Origin of the sequence: Ciceribacter sp. L1K22 (genome assembly GCF_017599385.1) — a bacterium.
Taxonomy (GTDB): Bacteria; Pseudomonadota; Alphaproteobacteria; order Rhizobiales; family Rhizobiaceae; genus Allorhizobium.
Genome location: NZ_JAGFPK010000001.1, coordinates 3571729 through 3586891, shown reverse-complemented (window position 1 = coordinate 3586891; position 15163 = coordinate 3571729). Strand labels below are relative to the sequence as shown.

The 15163-nt window shown below is 62.1% G+C and carries 13 protein-coding genes; 6 read left to right on the top strand and 7 right to left on the bottom strand.

Features of this window, described 5'->3' with window-relative positions:
* Window positions 1–8 precede the first annotated feature (8 nt).
* The 4 genes from J5J09_RS17610 to J5J09_RS17595 are packed head-to-tail and all read left to right on the top strand — an operon-like array spanning window position 9 to window position 5040.
* On the top strand, window positions 9–1595 hold the full coding sequence (locus J5J09_RS17610) for a GMC family oxidoreductase N-terminal domain-containing protein (protein ID WP_208552771.1): 1587 nt from the start codon (window positions 9–11) through the stop codon (window positions 1593–1595).
* Between the two features lie 3 nt (window positions 1596–1598).
* Complete coding sequence (locus J5J09_RS17605; protein ID WP_208552770.1) at window positions 1599–2762, top strand: dihydrodipicolinate synthase family protein; 1164 nt, start codon at window positions 1599–1601, stop codon at window positions 2760–2762.
* Between the two features lie 5 nt (window positions 2763–2767).
* Window positions 2768–3784 carry a LacI family DNA-binding transcriptional regulator gene (locus J5J09_RS17600; protein ID WP_208552769.1) on the top strand — a complete coding sequence of 339 codons (1017 nt, stop codon included), beginning with the start codon at window positions 2768–2770 and terminating at the stop codon, window positions 3782–3784.
* Window positions 3781–5040, top strand: a complete 1260-nt coding sequence (locus J5J09_RS17595; protein WP_208552768.1) for a glycerate kinase — start codon at window positions 3781–3783, stop codon at window positions 5038–5040. The genes J5J09_RS17600 and J5J09_RS17595 overlap by 4 nt, the downstream gene beginning before the upstream one ends.
* A gap of 78 nt (window positions 5041–5118) precedes the next feature.
* On the opposite strand, the gene J5J09_RS17590 is transcribed toward J5J09_RS17595, so the two are convergent.
* From J5J09_RS17590 to J5J09_RS17575, 4 genes are read right to left on the bottom strand one after another with little or no spacing between them, the layout of a single operon-like run.
* Window positions 5119–6174 carry a 4-oxalomesaconate tautomerase gene (locus J5J09_RS17590; RefSeq protein ID WP_208552766.1) on the bottom strand — a complete coding sequence of 352 codons (1056 nt, stop codon included), beginning with the start codon at window positions 6172–6174 and terminating at the stop codon, window positions 5119–5121.
* A complete protein-coding gene (locus tag J5J09_RS17585) occupies window positions 6167–6838 on the bottom strand; it encodes a 4-carboxy-4-hydroxy-2-oxoadipate aldolase/oxaloacetate decarboxylase (protein WP_208552765.1) in 672 nt (223 codons plus the stop codon). The genes J5J09_RS17590 and J5J09_RS17585 overlap by 8 nt, the downstream gene beginning before the upstream one ends.
* A 2-nt stretch (window positions 6839–6840) precedes the next feature.
* Window positions 6841–7809 (bottom strand): VOC family protein, encoded by a 969-nt coding sequence (locus tag J5J09_RS17580; protein WP_208552764.1) that lies wholly within the window; start codon window positions 7807–7809, stop codon window positions 6841–6843.
* 30 nt (window positions 7810–7839) lie between these two features.
* Window positions 7840–8586, bottom strand: a complete 747-nt coding sequence (locus tag J5J09_RS17575; protein ID WP_208552763.1) for a PIG-L deacetylase family protein — start codon at window positions 8584–8586, stop codon at window positions 7840–7842.
* Between the two features lie 154 nt (window positions 8587–8740).
* Between J5J09_RS17575 and J5J09_RS17570 the strand changes: the two genes are divergently transcribed.
* Both J5J09_RS17570 and J5J09_RS17565 read left to right on the top strand, forming a co-directional pair.
* Window positions 8741–9625, top strand: coding sequence for an NAD(P)-dependent oxidoreductase (locus J5J09_RS17570; RefSeq protein WP_208552762.1), 885 nt, complete (start codon window positions 8741–8743; stop codon window positions 9623–9625).
* On the top strand, window positions 9622–10818 hold the full coding sequence (locus J5J09_RS17565) for a LysR family transcriptional regulator (RefSeq protein ID WP_208552761.1): 1197 nt from the start codon (window positions 9622–9624) through the stop codon (window positions 10816–10818). The genes J5J09_RS17570 and J5J09_RS17565 overlap by 4 nt, the downstream gene beginning before the upstream one ends.
* A 3-nt stretch (window positions 10819–10821) precedes the next feature.
* Here the strand turns inward: J5J09_RS17565 and J5J09_RS17560 are convergent, their stop codons facing one another.
* Genes J5J09_RS17560 through J5J09_RS17550 form a run of 3 tightly spaced genes read right to left on the bottom strand, consistent with a single transcriptional unit; the run spans window position 10822 to window position 15115 of the window.
* The gene (locus tag J5J09_RS17560; RefSeq protein WP_208552759.1) at window positions 10822–12036 is read right to left on the bottom strand and encodes an HlyD family efflux transporter periplasmic adaptor subunit; all 1215 of its coding nucleotides are present in this window, start codon (window positions 12034–12036) and stop codon (window positions 10822–10824) included.
* A gap of 4 nt (window positions 12037–12040) precedes the next feature.
* Window positions 12041–14392, bottom strand: coding sequence for an FtsX-like permease family protein (locus J5J09_RS17555; RefSeq protein WP_208552758.1), 2352 nt, complete (start codon window positions 14390–14392; stop codon window positions 12041–12043).
* A gap of 6 nt (window positions 14393–14398) precedes the next feature.
* Window positions 14399–15115, bottom strand: a complete 717-nt coding sequence (locus tag J5J09_RS17550; protein ID WP_208553622.1) for an ABC transporter ATP-binding protein — start codon at window positions 15113–15115, stop codon at window positions 14399–14401.
* Window positions 15116–15163: the final 48 nt, after the last annotated feature.

The window sequence follows — 15163 nt, the reverse complement described above, 5'->3', positions numbered from 1 at the left end:
AGCAGAGCATGCAAACGTCCTATGATTTCATCATCGTCGGGGGAGGGTCCGCGGGGTCGGTACTGGCGGCGCGCCTTTCAGAAGACCCAAACCTCCAAGTCCTGCTTCTGGAGGCCGGCGGACGCGACTGGCACCCCTTTTATCATCTGCCGGCGGGCTTCGCCAAAATGACCAAGGGCATCGGCAGCTGGGGCTGGCAAACCGTGCCGCAGCGGCACATGAAGGACATGGTAATCCGCTATACCCAGGCGAAAGTGCTTGGCGGCGGATCGAGCATCAACGCGCAGATTTATACGCGCGGCAACGCGCTCGACTATGACGGCTGGCGGCAAATGGGCTGCGAGGGCTGGGCCTACGACGATGTGCTGCCCTACTTCCGCAAGGCCGAGGACAACGATACGTTCGACAATCGCTATCATGGCAAAGGCGGCCCACTCGGCGTCAGCAAGCCCGCAGCGCCTCTACCGATCTGCGAGGCCTATTTCAAGGCTGCGGGAGAACTCGGCATCCCTTTCAATCCGGACATGACCGGCGAGAAACAGGACGGTGTTGGCTACTATCAGCTCACCCAACGCAACGTCCGTCGCTCGTCGGCCTCGATTGCCTATCTCAACCCCGCCAAAGGACGGAAGAACCTGACCATTCGGACGGGTGCCCAGGTTCTGCGGATCGTTACGGAGCATGGGCGGGCGACAGGCGTCGAGCTTGCCGACGAGGGCATCGTCCGTGTCGACCGTGAAGTCATCCTTTCCTCCGGCGCAATCGGCAGCCCACGGCTTTTGATGCTGTCCGGGATTGGCCCGGCAGATCATCTGAAGGCCATCGGCGTACCTGTCGTCTTCGACCAGTCCGGGGTCGGCGCGAATCTGCAGGATCACCTAGATCTGTTCGTGATTGCAGAATGCACCGGTCCGCACACCTATGACCGTTATGCCAAGCCGCATCTCTCGTTGCTCGCCGGCCTCCAGTATATTCTCTCGCGCACCGGGCCGGTCGCCTCCAGCCTCTTCGAGACGGGCGGCTTCTGGTATGCCGACCCGGAGGCTCGCTCGCCCGACATTCAGTTTCACTTGGGTCTCGGCTCGGGCATCGAGGCCGGCGTCGCCGCGATGAAAAACGGCGGGGTGACGCTCAATTCAGCCTATCTTCGCCCTCGCTCGCGCGGCACGGTGCGGCTCGCCTCGTCCGATCCGGCGGCGGCACCGCTAATCGATCCGAACTACTGGGAAGATCCTTACGATCGCGAAATGTCCATACGCGGCCTGAAGATCGCGCGGGATATCATGCGGCAGGATGCGCTGAAGCCCTTCGTGAAGGCGGAGCGGCTTCCGGGACCAGATGTCCAGACCGACGAGGACTACTTCAACTACGCCTGCACGCACTCAAAAACCGACCATCATCCGGCCGGGACATGTCGGATGGGTTCGGACCCGGCAGCGGTCGTCGATCCCCGACTGCGCTTCAACGGCATTGCGGGCTTACGGGTCGTCGACGCCTCGATTATGCCGACGGTCGTCTCGTCCAATACCAATGCAGCCACGATCATGATCGCCGAAAAGGCCGCCGATATGATCCGCGCCGATCACGGAGCATGAGCCATGATACGTTTGCCGACACAGAATAACCGTATCGCGGACTATGACCTTCAGGGTAAGCCGCTCGTCCCGCGTGCTCCGACGCGCCCTTTGACGCGTACCGCCTTCGCCGCCGCGCACGTGGTCTCCGATCCGCTGCGCGAGCGCAATCCTTGGGACAGCCGGCCGGCCGTCGACTGGGACGCCACCCTTGCCTTTCGCGAGAACCTCTGGAACCAGGGTCTCGGCCTTGCCGAAGCGATGGATACGGCCCAGCGTGGTATGGGAGTCGACTGGCAGACGGCGCTTGAATTGATCGAAAGGACGATGGCTGCCGCCAAAGCCCACCCGATGAAACCGCGCGTTGCCTGCGGCGCCGGCACGGATCACGTGGCGATACAAAATCTTCGAAGTGCTGATGCGGTTCTCGCAGCCTATCACCATCAGGCCGAGGCGATCGAAGCGGCCGGCGGACAGTTGATCCTCATGGCGTCGCGCGCCTTTCCCGCCATCAATGCCGGACCTGAGATTTATCATACGGTCTACCGGCGCCTCATCGATGGCGCGGCGAAGCCGGTCATCCTGCACTGGCTCGGCGACATGTTCGATCCGGCCCTGAATGGCTATTGGGGCAGCGAAGACGTTGCTACGGCCAGCGACTTCGTCCTCACGCTGATCGAGGAGAACCCGTCCAAGGTCGACGGTATCAAGATCTCGCTTCTGGATCAGGCACACGAAGAGGCCTTCCGTGCCCGTCTTCCGGAAGGGGTCAGGCTTTATACAGGCGACGACTTCAACTATGCCGACCTTATAGCCGGAGACGGCCGGCATTATTCGCACGCGCTACTCGGCATTTTCGCGGCCATAGCCCCCGCCGCCTCGCAGGCACTGGACGCGCTGGCGGGTGGCGACCTTGAGACCTATCACCGGCTTCTCGCACCAACCGTGCCGCTCAGCCGGGAAATCTTCCGCGCACCGACGCGGTTCTACAAGGCGGGCATTGCCTTTCTTGCCTGGCTCAACGGCTACCAGCGGCACTTCATCATGCCGGCCGGCTTCCAGTCGAGCCGCGACATCGTGCACTACAGCGAGGTCTTTCGCCTTGCAGATCAGGCAAATCTTCTTGCCGATCCCGAGCTTGCCGTGAGAAGGATGCGTCTCTTGCTTGAGATGAACGGGATAGAATAGCAGCCATGGAGCGCAGGCCGACAATCGTGGACGTGGCGCGCGTGGCTGGCGTGTCCAAATCGACCGTCAGCCTCGTGCTGCAGAACAGCCCCTTGGTTCGCGCGGAGACGCGACGGCTCGTGCGCGAGACGATGGACAAGATCGGCTACGTCTACAACCGCTCGGCCGCCAATCTTCGTTCGTCCAATGTCGGCCTGATCGGCCTTGTCCTCAACGATCTGCGCAACCCGTTCTTCACCGAGTTCGCGACGTCGCTGCAAATGGCGCTCTCCGAACGTGGCTATGCGACCGTGCTCGCGAACACCGACGAGGACGCCGCGATCCAGGCACAGGTCGTCTCCGCCATTATCGAGCACGGGATATCGGCTCTTGTCATTTCACCCGCATACGGCGAGGAAATGGCCACCTTCGATCTGATCGCCAGGGCCGGTATTCCGACGATGCAGGTGCTGCGCAAGGTCGACCCGCGTATCGACCTCTTTCCTTTTGCAGCGCCCGACTACCGGTTGGGAAGCCTGATTGCCACAAAGCATCTCCTCGACCTTTCCGCCCGCCGCATTGCCTTCGTCGGCGGGCTTGAAGGACGCGCGGTAACGCAGGAACGCATGTCGGGCTATCTGCACGCTTTGGCGGAAGCCGGCATGGAACCGCTGGTCCTTGCAGGGAGAAGCAGCCGTGCCTTCGGACGCGAAGCCGCGGAAATCCTGTCGCGCGAACACCCTGATGTGGATGCCGCCGTCTGTTTCAACGATCTCGTGGCGCTCGGCATGGTTTCCGGCTTTACGAAGATGGGTCGCACGGTCGGGCAGGATTTTCGCATCGTCGGATTCGACGACATCGAGGAATGCAGCCAGGTCTATCCGACGCTTTCGACCGTCCATTGCGGCATCGCCGAATTCGGAAAACAGATCGCCACAACGATTCTCGGCTGGCTGGAAGAGCAGCGCGCCCCGGCACCGGAAGCTCTAAGCGCTGTCGAACTGGTGGTCCGCGAGACGAGCGGACGAGGCAAGCGAGCATGATCGAAAAACCGGATATCTTTTTGCGACGGCTCTTCGATCGGGCGGTCGAGGTGGCCGATCCAATGCGATCGCTGGCGCGGTTCCTCCCGCCGAAGCCAAAGGGCCGGGTGATCGTCATCGGCGCCGGCAAAGCGAGCGCGCGCATGGCCGAGGCCGTCGAGGCTGCCTGGGGTCCTTGCGACGGGCTCGTCATCACGCGCTACGGCTACGCAAGACCGTGCCGGGAAATCGAAATCGTGGAGGCGGCTCATCCCGTGCCCGATGAGGCAGGACTGACGGCAACCGGACGGATGCTCGATCTGCTGCACTCGACGAAGGAGGACGATTTCGTGCTGGCGCTGATTTCCGGCGGCGCCTCTGCCCTTCTGGTGCAGCCGGCCGATGGCATAACGCTAGACGAGAAACGGGCAGTCAACGCCGCACTTCTGGCTTCAGGCGCGCCCATCGACCGGATGAACACGGTCAGAAAACACCTCAGCAGGGTCAAAGGGGGGCAGCTTGCAGCGGCGGCCTATCCGGCGCGCATGCTGGCGCTGATGATCTCGGACGTGCCCGGCGACGATCCGGCTTTCATCGGCTCCGGCCCTACCGTCGGGGACCGGTCGACACGCGAGGAAGCGGCCGAGGTCCTTCGCCGCTGGAAGGTCGATGTTCCCGATAGCGTGTGGCACGCGCTTCAAAGCACCACCGGCGTTGTCGCCCCTGACGATCCCAGGCTGTCGAGGGTCGAGAACCTCATTTTCGCCGCACCGCGTCAGTCTCTAGAAGCCGCCGCAGACCTTGCGAAAGAGGCCGGCTGCGCCGTGCAAATGCTCGGCGACAGGTTGGAGGGGGAGGCGCGTGACGTGGCGCAAGCACAGGCAAACCAGGCGCTGAAAATCAAGGCAAACCTGCGGCCGGGCGATCCCCCGGTTCTTCTCCTGTCCGGCGGCGAACTCACCGTGACGCGCCGTGGAGGAGGCGTCGGCGGCCCGAATGCAGAATTCTGCCTGGCGCTGGCGATCGCGCTCGAGGGCGCCGGAGGCATACACGCCATTGCCTGTGACACGGATGGTGTGGATGGCGCGGCGGAAGTGGCCGGCGCGCTTGTCTCGCCCGACACGCTCAAAACAGCAAAGGAGGCAGGTACAGATGCCTCGCGAATGCTTGCGGACAACGACGCCCATAGCTTCTTTGAGGCCATCGACCGGCAGATCGTCACCGGTCCGACGCTGACGAACGTCAACGATTTCCGCGCTATACTCGTAAGCCCATAGGAACAATGCTGCTTGGCTTCCTACGGATTGATCAGCGGAACACCCATAATTTCAGGATAAATCAGCCGAGCGAATTTGTTATCGCGCGAACACCAGCCCATCAAACAATTTGCGTGCCGTCCTCACCGAACCAGCGCCCTTGATTTCGCCCTCTGTACCGATATCGAGGAAAACCTCCATCGCGCCGGTCGGATGCTCGATGAGGTAGCGGCCATCGACAGGCTGGAGGGCAAGGCTATGGGCCGGCCCCGTTTCCAGCCGCGTCGCAGTGGCCACCGTGATCGCGGCGAAGACACCGACTGACGCGTGGACACGATGGGGAATGAAGCTGCGCGTCGAGATTGCGCCACCGTCGACCGGCGCTGAGACAAGCGTCATTTTCGGGACTGAGGCGGCTGTTACGTCGCCGAGGTTCATCATGGGTCCGGCTTTGAGGCGGACCGCTTCGATCCGGCTCTTGAGAGCCATATCGGCTTCAATTTCCTCCCGCGTCTCCCGCCCTGTCAGTCCGAAATCTGTGGCGCGCATGATGACACAGGGCATGCCATTATCGATGAGCGTGGCCTCCACGCCGTCGATCACATCGACCGCGCTTCCGGTCGGCAGCAGGCTGCCACACATGGATCCGGCGATGTTCATGAAGAGCAATGGAATGGCAGCGTGCGCACCCGGTACGCCCGCAATTTCGGTGCCTCCATGGTAGGTCACGTGACCACCGGGCGTCATAACGCGCGCCACGGCCACCTCACCAGTGTTCACCATGTGAATGCGCACTGGTGTCTCGCCGTCCATAGCGGCGACGAGTCCGCGTTCGATTGCGGCGGGACCGACGCCGGCAAGAATATTGCCGCATCCCTGCGCAGCACTCACCAGCGCCTGGTCGACGAAGACCTGGAGGAACAGATAGTCGACATCGGCATCCTCGCGCGTCGAGCGTGACAACACCGCAACCTTGGACGTGAGAGGATCTGCCCCGCCTATGCCGTCGATCTGGCGCGGGTCGGGCGAACCCATGATCCGCAACAACAGATCATCACGGCTAGCGGGGTCCGCCGGCAGATCCTCCTTCAGGAAGTACGCACCCTTGGATGTGCCGCCGCGCATCCACAGGCAACGAACTCCATCCTCAGACATATTTGAGCCCCTTGGCGGCGAGCGCCTCGCGCATGCTATAGATGTCGAGACCGAGTTCGCCGGCAGCCAGCCGCTTTCGCTTCACCTCTTCATTTGCCAGACGTTTCTCGGCCGCTGCCAGCACGCCTTCCGCTTCCGCGCGCCTGACGATACAGACGCCGTCGTCGTCCGCCACGATGACATCGCCGGCCTCGATATGGGCGCCAGCGCAGACGATCGGAACGTTGACCGAACCGAGCGTCTCCTTAACGGTGCCCTGCGCCGAGATTGCCTTCGACCAGACCGGGAAGCCCATCGCCGTGAGGTCGCGAATGTCGCGGACACCCGCATCGATCACCAAGCCGCGACAACCTCTGGCCATGGCGGAGGTGGCCAGAAGGTCTCCGAAATAGCCATTATCGCACGGGCTTGTAGGCGCGAGCACGAGGATATCGCCTTCGCGTAATTGCTCGATCGCCACATGCAGCATCCAGTTGTCGCCAGGCGGCGCCGAGATGGTGACGGCGGAACCCGCGATCTGGGCTCCAGCATAGATAGGGCGCATATAGCTACCCAGCATGCCCTTGCGGCCCTGCGCCTCATGCACTGTCGCCACACCGGCGACGGACAGGCCCTCGATGACCGCTGCCGATGCTCGCTCGATGTTCTGGACCACAACACCCATGATCAATGTTCCTTCTTGACCGGAGGCGTGCCATGGGTGTGGAAGGTCTCGATCGTCTTCAGACCCCAGGCCTGGCCTTTCTTGCGCTCGCCTTCCGTCCAGACAATGGGCTCCCAGTCAGGTGCGAGGATCAGGCGAGCGCCGGCATTGGCGAGTTCCACGCGGTTGCCCGCAGGCTCCCATACATACAGGAAGAATGTTCCCTGAATCGCATGCTTGTGGGGCCCGGTCTCGATGTGAACGCCGTTCTGCAGGAAGATGTCCGCCGCCCTGAGGATGTCCTCGCGCTGGTCCGTCGCATAGGTGACGTGATGCAGGCGGCCGACACCGCCGCCATGTTCCTCCGTGCAGGCAAGGTCATAGGTCTTGTTGTTGATGGTGAACCAGCACCCGCCGATCCGGCCATTGTCGAGGCGGATCATCTCGGTCACCCGCGATCCTAGACAGGTTTCCATGAAACGACGGAATTCGGTTACATCGGAACTCAACAGATTGAGGTGATCGAGCCGGCGCGGCGCTGCACCTGTAAAAGCCGACGCGGTGTTCTTGAGTGCGGCCCTTTCACTCTCCTCTTCCGGTTTATACCAACGCGTCTCCCAATAGATTTCGAAGACATGGCCGAAAGGGTCCTCGAACCGGAACGCACGGCCATGGCTCTGGTCGCCATCGATCCAGCCGTGCACTTTGTAGCCGGATGCCTCGATCGCCTCCACCCGCCGCTTCAGAGCCTCGGGGCTTGCGGCGCGATAGGCGATGTGGCCGACGCCCGTCGTGTGGGAGCGTGTGAGCTTCAGAGTACAATGCTCATAGTCGTCCCAGGCGCGCAGATAGGCCGACGTCTCGTCCCGGCCGGAGAGCTTCAGACCATAGATGCGCGTGAAGAAGTCCAGGCTCTCCTCGAATTTGTCGGTGAGCATCTCGACATGCGCGAGGTGCGCAATGTCGAAAGACGGGTTGGTCGGTCGCGACATGTCTTCTCCTCCTCCGGAGCGCTCAATCGATCAAAGCTCGTCCACGGTGCGCGGGAAGACCGACTGGAAGCCTTCGGCATATTTGGCGTTTCGTCCGCCCGACTGACCGCCGGAATTGCGCATGAAATGGTTGGCGCGGTTTTCGGCGACGCGAGTGTAGTAGTCCCACAGATGCTCCTGTCCTTCCATGCACTCGATCGCCGCACGCTTTCTGTCCCATACCGGCGTCACGTCGAGGAAGACATCAGGCTTCCAGCCCATCTGCTCCGTCTGGTGCGGCTCGAAGAGATACAACTGTGGCGCGCCAAGCACCTTTTCGCCCGGCTTGTGGCCCCAAGCCTGCGCGATCATCCTCGTTTCGAGCGCAACCTGCGTCGCATACATATGATCGGTATTGTAGGGGTCATACTGCGAATGGCTGAGCATGAAATCCGGCTGCACATCACGAATGACATCAACCAGCCGGTACTTGTCCTCGTCCGTCAGCCGAAGTGGATAGTCCCCCAGGTCGAAGCTGATCAGATGGGAAACGCCAAGCGCTTCAGCCGCCTTTTCGGCCTCTGTTCGCCGCGCCGTCTTCACCTTGTCGAGCGTCATGCCCGGCTGCTTCCAGAGCTTGGCAGATTCGCCGCGCTCACCAAACGAGAGGCAAACCACGGTAACGGCATAACCCTTTTGCGCGTGCAACGCGATTGCCCCGCCGCATCGCCAAACGAAATCCGCAGCATGCGCGCTGATGACAAGCGCGGTCTTTACCGCCCCTTTCTCCCCGGACATAGCTTTTCCTCCTCGTTTGTTGTTGCCAAAGCCATGCTCTGGAGATGTCCTGGACGCAAATCGAAACGCCGGGACGGCCCATAAGATGAAGCTATAGTGACTGGAAACGCGACGCCGTCTTTGCAACATTCGGACGAAGGTTAAGGAGACATCCATGGCGGCGAGAAAAAACGACTTCCCGGCGATCGGTTTTGTTGGTTTCGGAGAAGCAGCCCATGCGATCGCCGGGCATTGGACACGGCCGCCGAGTGACGTTTTCGCCTATGACATGAAGCTCCGGCAGGGAATTGACATCGACCAACTGCAACATCGCGGCAAGGAGGCAAACGTCGTACTCTGCACCGATCCCGCAGACGCCGTTGGGACTGCCGGACTGGTGTTTTCGCTCGTTACCGCCGATCAGGCGCTTCAGGCCGCACGCGACTGCGCGCCGTTCATCAGCGCAGACTGCCTTTGGCTCGACGGCAACTCATGCTCTCCGCACACAAAGATCGAGGCGGCAGCCGTCATCGAGGCGGCGGGCGGTCGCTATGTCGACGTCGCGATCATGGCTCCCGTCTATCCGAAACGCCACGAGGTTCCGGTGCTGCTGTCCGGCCCGCATGCCGAAGCGGCAATGAAGTTCCTGGTCCGACTCGGCATGTGCCCGGAGATTGCCGGTGCGAGGGTAGGAGATGCCTCCAGCATTAAGATGCTGCGATCGGTGATGATCAAGGGGTTCGAGGCTTTAACAACGGAATGTCTGCTCGCGGCCCGTCGGGCGGGCGTCGAAGATGCCGTCCTCGCATCTCTGCAGGCATCCGATCCCGGCATCGACTGGCGCCGTCGGGCGACCTACAATCTGGAGCGCATGATGGTCCACGGAGCCCGCCGCGCCGCCGAGATGGAGGAAGTCTGCGCAACACTCTCAGCATTCGGCCTGCCGGACGCGATAAGCCGCGCCACGGTTGGCTGGCAAAGACGCCTCGCAGCCCTGCACCTTGACCCCGGCCCGGATGACTTGGCCTTGCGTGCCGATAGGGTGCTGGACAGCCTATGATCCCGCGCAATCTCAGACATCTGCGGCTCTTCGCGTCGGTGGCGGAACTCAAGACGCTGACGGCCGCGTCGGAGCACTGGCATATCTCGCAACCGGCGGTGACCCAGGCAATCAACAAGCTGGAGCGCGAAGCTGGAGGGCCACTTTTCGAGCGGTCTCCAAACGGCTTCTTTCTCACCGATCGGGGCGAGGTGCTCCAGCACCGCGTCACAAGCGCTTTCGCGCTCCTCGACCCGGTGCTCGCCGACATTTCTCCGCGCCTGAAGATTACGCTCAGCTACTCGCAACTACTGGCGGTGATCGCGGTGGCGGAGAGCGAGAACTTCACGCTCGCCGCCCGCCGGCTAGGACTTGCACAACCCACTGTCCATCGCGCGGTGACCCAAGTCGAACAGGAGGCGGTCCGGAGTCTCTTCGAGCGCACCTCATTCGGTATTCTCCCGACCCGGCTGTGTCAGGCTCTGATCGAGGCGGCGCGATTGGCTATCTACGAATTCGACCAGGCGGACGCGGAACTTGCAGGCATCAACGGAGGGGAAGCCGGGCGCATCGTGATCGGCGCCATGCCGCTCGCCCGTTCCACCATCCTGCCCCGAGCGCTTGCCCAGTTTCGCGAGTTAAAATCCACCTATCCGGTCAAACTCCTGGATGGTCCTTATGACGAACTTCTCGGGGGATTGAGACGCGGGACGATCGACTTCCTGATCGGCGCCTTGCGCGATCCGGCTCCCATCGGTGACATCGTGCAGGAGGCACTGTTCGATGATCGTCTGGCTCTGTTGGCAGGTCCCAGGCATCCGCTGACCAGCAAGCAGGATGTCAGCCTCGACGATCTCATCGGTTATCCCTGGGTGGTGCCGCGCCAGGGAACACCAACGCGGGATCAGTTTGAAACCCTGTTCACGGCTGCCGGCAAGGCGCCGCCATCGCGGGTCATCGAATCCGGGTCCCTTCTCCTGATGCGTGGACTACTTAACGAAAGCGATCATCTCGGCTGCCTGTCGCGGCACCAGTCTCAGCCGGAATGCGACAATGGAATGCTCGTCACAATCGATCATCCGACCGACCATCTGGTGAGACCGATCGGCCTCACCTATCGCCGGAACTGGCGTCCGACCTCGATCCAGACGCTGATGTTCAAGCTCGTCGCCGACGTCACCCGATCCGCCGGCATGTTGGACACCGCCACCTAGCGATTACCGCCCAGAAGTCTCCCGCTGCTCGACTAAGAGGCCGTCCTTGATCTGGCTTCCTGGGTAAAGGACGACCTGGTCTCCATCCGCGACGCCGTCGGCGATCTCAACGGCGAACGTATTCCGATGACCGATCCTGACCTTTCGCGCTTTGGCAAGACCATCCTCGATAACGAATACGGCCCAGTCCTCTCCATCGCGGAAGAAGGCCCCAAGCGGCAGTTGCAGCACCTCCGCCTCGAACTGGATCAGATCCACGTCGACCCTGAAGCCGTGACCAAGTGACTTCCACTCGTCCGGCGGCGAGAGAAGTTCGAGAACGACGGTGACGCGCTGCTCCTCGATCCCGAGCGCGGACACCTTTGTTTCACCATAAGGCTCGATGCGCCTGACCCGACCCTCCAGTTGAGGACCGCCCCAGTCTCGGATGACCGCGCGCTGGCCCGGCGTCACGGTCACGGCCTCCTCGGACAGAAGATCGACGGCCACCTCCAGCTTCCGGGGATCTCCGATCTCGAGCAAGGCAGAGCCTGCCTCGACCACGCCTTCACTTCGCCTGAGCACCTGGAGGACGACACCGCTCACAGGGGATTTGACACGTACGCAGTCACAAGCAACGCCACGTTCGTCGATGACATCGCGAGGCAGGAGCTGCGAACGGGCCCTCGCGAGCTCAAATTCCCGGACATCGAGAGCCGCGCGGGCCGTGGCAAGGGTCGTTTCCGCCACCTTGAACGCCCGCTCGGCCTCGTCGAGGGCGCGCTTGGAAATCGCCTCGTGTCGGCTTTGCGCCTGGGCGCGATCAAGTTCGGTGCGCGCAAAGTCAAGATTGACTTTCGCGCCGTCAAGTTCGGCCAGAGCCAGCGCCCGCGCCGCCACCGCCGCCTCGACGGCGGCGCGCTGCGCAGCCTCGGACCGGCTATCTAGGAATTCCGGTACGGCCGGGGTGATATTGGCGAGAACGGTTTCATTGGCCGAAACCGCGTCGCCCGGCTCGACCGTGAGCCTGTCGAGATTACCGCGCAAAGGGGCGTGCAAAGTGTAGACCTCACTAACACGCGTCTTGCCCTCTTCGGTAATCGCCACGCGAAGCGGCGCCGTGCGAACCGTCGCCAGGTCCACCGCAACCGGCTGCGGCCGGAACGAGTAGACGATGCCGCCGGTGAGAATGGCGAACAGGCCGCCCCAGATGATGATACGTCTGCCGAGCACGTTCACGATATCATTCCCTCGTTTTCAAGACGCCAATGAGATCAAGACGATCAAGTCTTCGCCGAACCACCGCCGCACAGGCGATCACGCTCGCAAGCCCGATCAGGGCCGCCTGACCAAAGGTCGAAGGGTGTATCACGAGCGGTATCCGATAGAGTTCCGTTTCGAAGGCGGAGGCCATGTACCAGGACAGCAGATAGCCGATCGCGCCGCCGAGCGGGATCGAGGCTATGGCGAGCAGTCCGATCTCACCCAACAGGATGTAGGATATCTCCCACCGGCTGAAGCCGAGCACCGCAAGGGTTGCCAGTTCGCGCGAGCGCTCTGAAAGCGCGATCCTTATCGAATTGTAGCTGACCCCGAACGAGAGGATGATCGAGAAGACGACAAAGAAGCCGATGAAGATGAAAATGGTCTCGCCCATGGTCTTGAAGAACGTGTCGAGCGCGGCCTGCCGGAAAAGGATCGCCGTTATTCCGGGAAGGTCCTTCAGTCGTGACAGCAATTCCTGGCGCTGGACATCATCGAGCAATACGTGAACGCCGGTGAGGACATGGCCGTCTCCCATCAGGCGGTTAAGCGCGTTGATTTCCATGTAAACCGGCGTGCCGATGAAGGTTTCGAAGGTCTGGATCACGGGAAGATCGAGCGTCGCCCGCCGACCTTCCAGCACCCTTATTCTCACGCGATCGCCAATCCCGACATCGAGCAGGTCCGCCAGCGCACTCGACATGACCAGCCCTTCGCCGGCAGGCGGCAGGACGCCGCGCTCGTTGTCGTAAATCGGGCTGAGCGCAGCATTTGTGGGAAGGCCGACGATACTCTGACGCTCGACGCAGTTGCCATTTGAAATCTCCGCCGCCACACTCCGGAACGGCTCGGTCGAGAGGACGGCCGGAAGATGCCGGACATCGGTTTCAACGCGTGCATGCTCGATGTCGCCGAAGATGATCGTCGCATCCTGACGCTGCGATGTCTCGAAGACGGAACGGGCGAGATAAGTGATCGAGTCGGCCCATTGCAGGGCGAGCACAAGGACCGCGATCGACATTGCCAGACCCAGGGTCGTCAGTCCGGCCCGCATCGGCCAGCGGGTGATGCGCCGCAGAATAATCCGCGTCGGCTCGTCGAGCATCCGGAAAGCGGCCGATGACCGGCTGTAGGCCGGCGGGCTGGGAGGCAGCATCGCTTCCGCCGGCGGCAGCCGCACGGCCCGCATCACCATCGTCAGCGATCCGAGGAGAGCCGCCGCGAGGCTCACTCCGCCAGCGATCAGGAAGGCTTGCGGACCGGGACGATAGAGCAGGAAGGGGAAGCGATAGATACTGGCGTAGAGGGTCGTGTTCCAGTGGCCGAGCCAGGCACCGAGGGCCCAACCCATGACGACCCCGATCACGGCGATCGTCAGTGTCATTTTTGCATAGTGCCAGCCAATCGCACCGTTGCTGTAGCCGAAGGCCTTGAGAAGCCCAATCTCACGGCGCTCTGTCTGGATCAGCCGGGCCATCACCATGTTCGTGAGGAAGGCCGCCACGGCGAGGAAAATCGTCGGCATGATCCGCGACATATTGATCTGCTGCTCGATCTCGCTCTGCAGGAACCAGTTGGAAATCTGATCTTCTCGAGCATAGGCACCGCTGCCGCCGTAGGGGCCAAGCAGCGTGTTGAGCCTCGCGACGACATCGCGTGAATCCGCGCCGCGCAGCAGTGTCAGCGTCACGCTGTTGAAGGCCTGCTTCATGTCGAACGCAGCCTCCAGCACCCCGCGATCCATCCACATGAGGCCGAACCGTTCGTCGTCGGGCATCATGCCGCCCGGCGCTATCGCATAGACGAATTCCGGGCTCAGGACGGTGCCGACAACGTGCAGTGTCCGTTTCTGCGATCCGAGGATCGCCGCGAACGTATCGCCGGGAACCAGTTGGTGAGCTTCCGCGAAGGATTCGCTTAAGGCCACCTCATCGATCTTGCCCGGCTCGGGCAGACGTCCGGACCGAACGACGAGGACGTTCTGCAGTTGAGGTCCGTGCGAAGGAAGCGACATCACCTGCCCGAGCGCCGGTTCATTGAAATCCGCGATGTCGAGAATGGCGCCCCTGACGATGCGGCTCTCGGCAACAGCCACGCCCGGTATGGCGGCAATGTCCCGCAACACCTGCTGCGGGACACGCTTGGCGTCGGCAAAGACATCGGCGAAGCGCGACCGCTCATAGTAGGCGGTCGTGGTTTCCTGAAGAGCCTGCACCGTTGTCAACGCCATGACGAGAAGTGCGGCGCCGGAGGCGATCACAAGGGCGATCGCCAGCACCTGCATCTTGAGACGCCAGATGTCTCGCAGGAGCTTCTTGTCCAGGCTTCGCATGGCGCCTCACCACGTCAGTTCGGCGGTCGAGCGACGAACCTTGTTCACCCGCGTCTCGACAATACGCCCGTCGGCGAACAGGACGACCCGATCGGCGACATCCGCGATTCCGGCATTGTGTGTGATGAGAGCGGTCGTCGTCCCCAGTTCCCGGTTGATACGCAGGATCGCGTCGAGCACGAGAACACCGGTCTTGCTGTCGAGCGCGCCGGTCGGCTCGTCACAGAGCAGGAGGTCCGGTCGTTTGGCGATCGCCCGCGCGATCGCAACGCGCTGCTGCTCGCCGCCGGACAGTTGGGCCGGAAAGTGGTTCTGACGTTCGGCCAGACCAACAAGCGCCAGAGCCTCTTCCGGTCGCATTGGGTTGCGCGCGATTTCGGTGACGAGCGCCACGTTCTCCCGCGCGGTCAGGCTCGGGATGAGATTGTAGAATTGGAAAACGAAGCCGACATGATCGCGCCGGTAATTCGTCAAAAACCGGTCATTCGCCCGCGTGAGATCATGATCCCGAAAGCGGACCTCACCGCTCGTCGGCTGGTCGAGGCCGCCGAGGATGTTGAGAAGGGTGGACTTGCCGCTGCCCGAGGGCCCAAGCAAGACCACGAGTTCACCTTGGAAGAGATCGATATCCACATCATCGAGCGCCGTCACCGACACGTCGCCCATGCGGTAGATTTTCTTCAGGTGGCGGGCTTCAAGAGCCGCGGATGCCTGATCCGTCATGTCCGCTGCCTTTCCCCAATAGTCGTCGATCGCTGGCTGCCAGCCTTG

Excerpts from the sequence above, each read along its gene's own strand:
- J5J09_RS17610 (WP_208552771.1), top strand. The coding sequence starts at position 9 with ATGCAAACGTCCTATGATTTCATCATCGTCGGGGGAGGGTCCGCGGGG.
- J5J09_RS17605 (WP_208552770.1), top strand. The coding sequence starts at position 1,599 with ATGATACGTTTGCCGACACAGAATAACCGTATCGCGGACTATGACCTT.
- J5J09_RS17600 (WP_208552769.1), top strand. The coding sequence starts at position 2,768 with ATGGAGCGCAGGCCGACAATCGTGGACGTGGCGCGCGTGGCTGGCGTG.
- J5J09_RS17595 (WP_208552768.1), top strand. The coding sequence starts at position 3,781 with ATGATCGAAAAACCGGATATCTTTTTGCGACGGCTCTTCGATCGGGCG.
- J5J09_RS17590 (WP_208552766.1), bottom strand. The coding sequence starts at position 6,174 with ATGTCTGAGGATGGAGTTCGTTGCCTGTGGATGCGCGGCGGCACATCC.
- J5J09_RS17585 (WP_208552765.1), bottom strand. The coding sequence starts at position 6,838 with ATGGGTGTTGTGGTCCAGAACATCGAGCGAGCATCGGCAGCGGTCATC.
- J5J09_RS17580 (WP_208552764.1), bottom strand. The coding sequence starts at position 7,809 with ATGTCGCGACCGACCAACCCGTCTTTCGACATTGCGCACCTCGCGCAT.
- J5J09_RS17575 (WP_208552763.1), bottom strand. The coding sequence starts at position 8,586 with ATGTCCGGGGAGAAAGGGGCGGTAAAGACCGCGCTTGTCATCAGCGCG.
- J5J09_RS17570 (WP_208552762.1), top strand. The coding sequence starts at position 8,741 with ATGGCGGCGAGAAAAAACGACTTCCCGGCGATCGGTTTTGTTGGTTTC.
- J5J09_RS17565 (WP_208552761.1), top strand. The coding sequence starts at position 9,622 with ATGATCCCGCGCAATCTCAGACATCTGCGGCTCTTCGCGTCGGTGGCG.
- J5J09_RS17555 (WP_208552758.1), bottom strand. The coding sequence starts at position 14,392 with ATGCGAAGCCTGGACAAGAAGCTCCTGCGAGACATCTGGCGTCTCAAG.
- J5J09_RS17550 (WP_208553622.1), bottom strand. The coding sequence starts at position 15,115 with ATGACGGATCAGGCATCCGCGGCTCTTGAAGCCCGCCACCTGAAGAAA.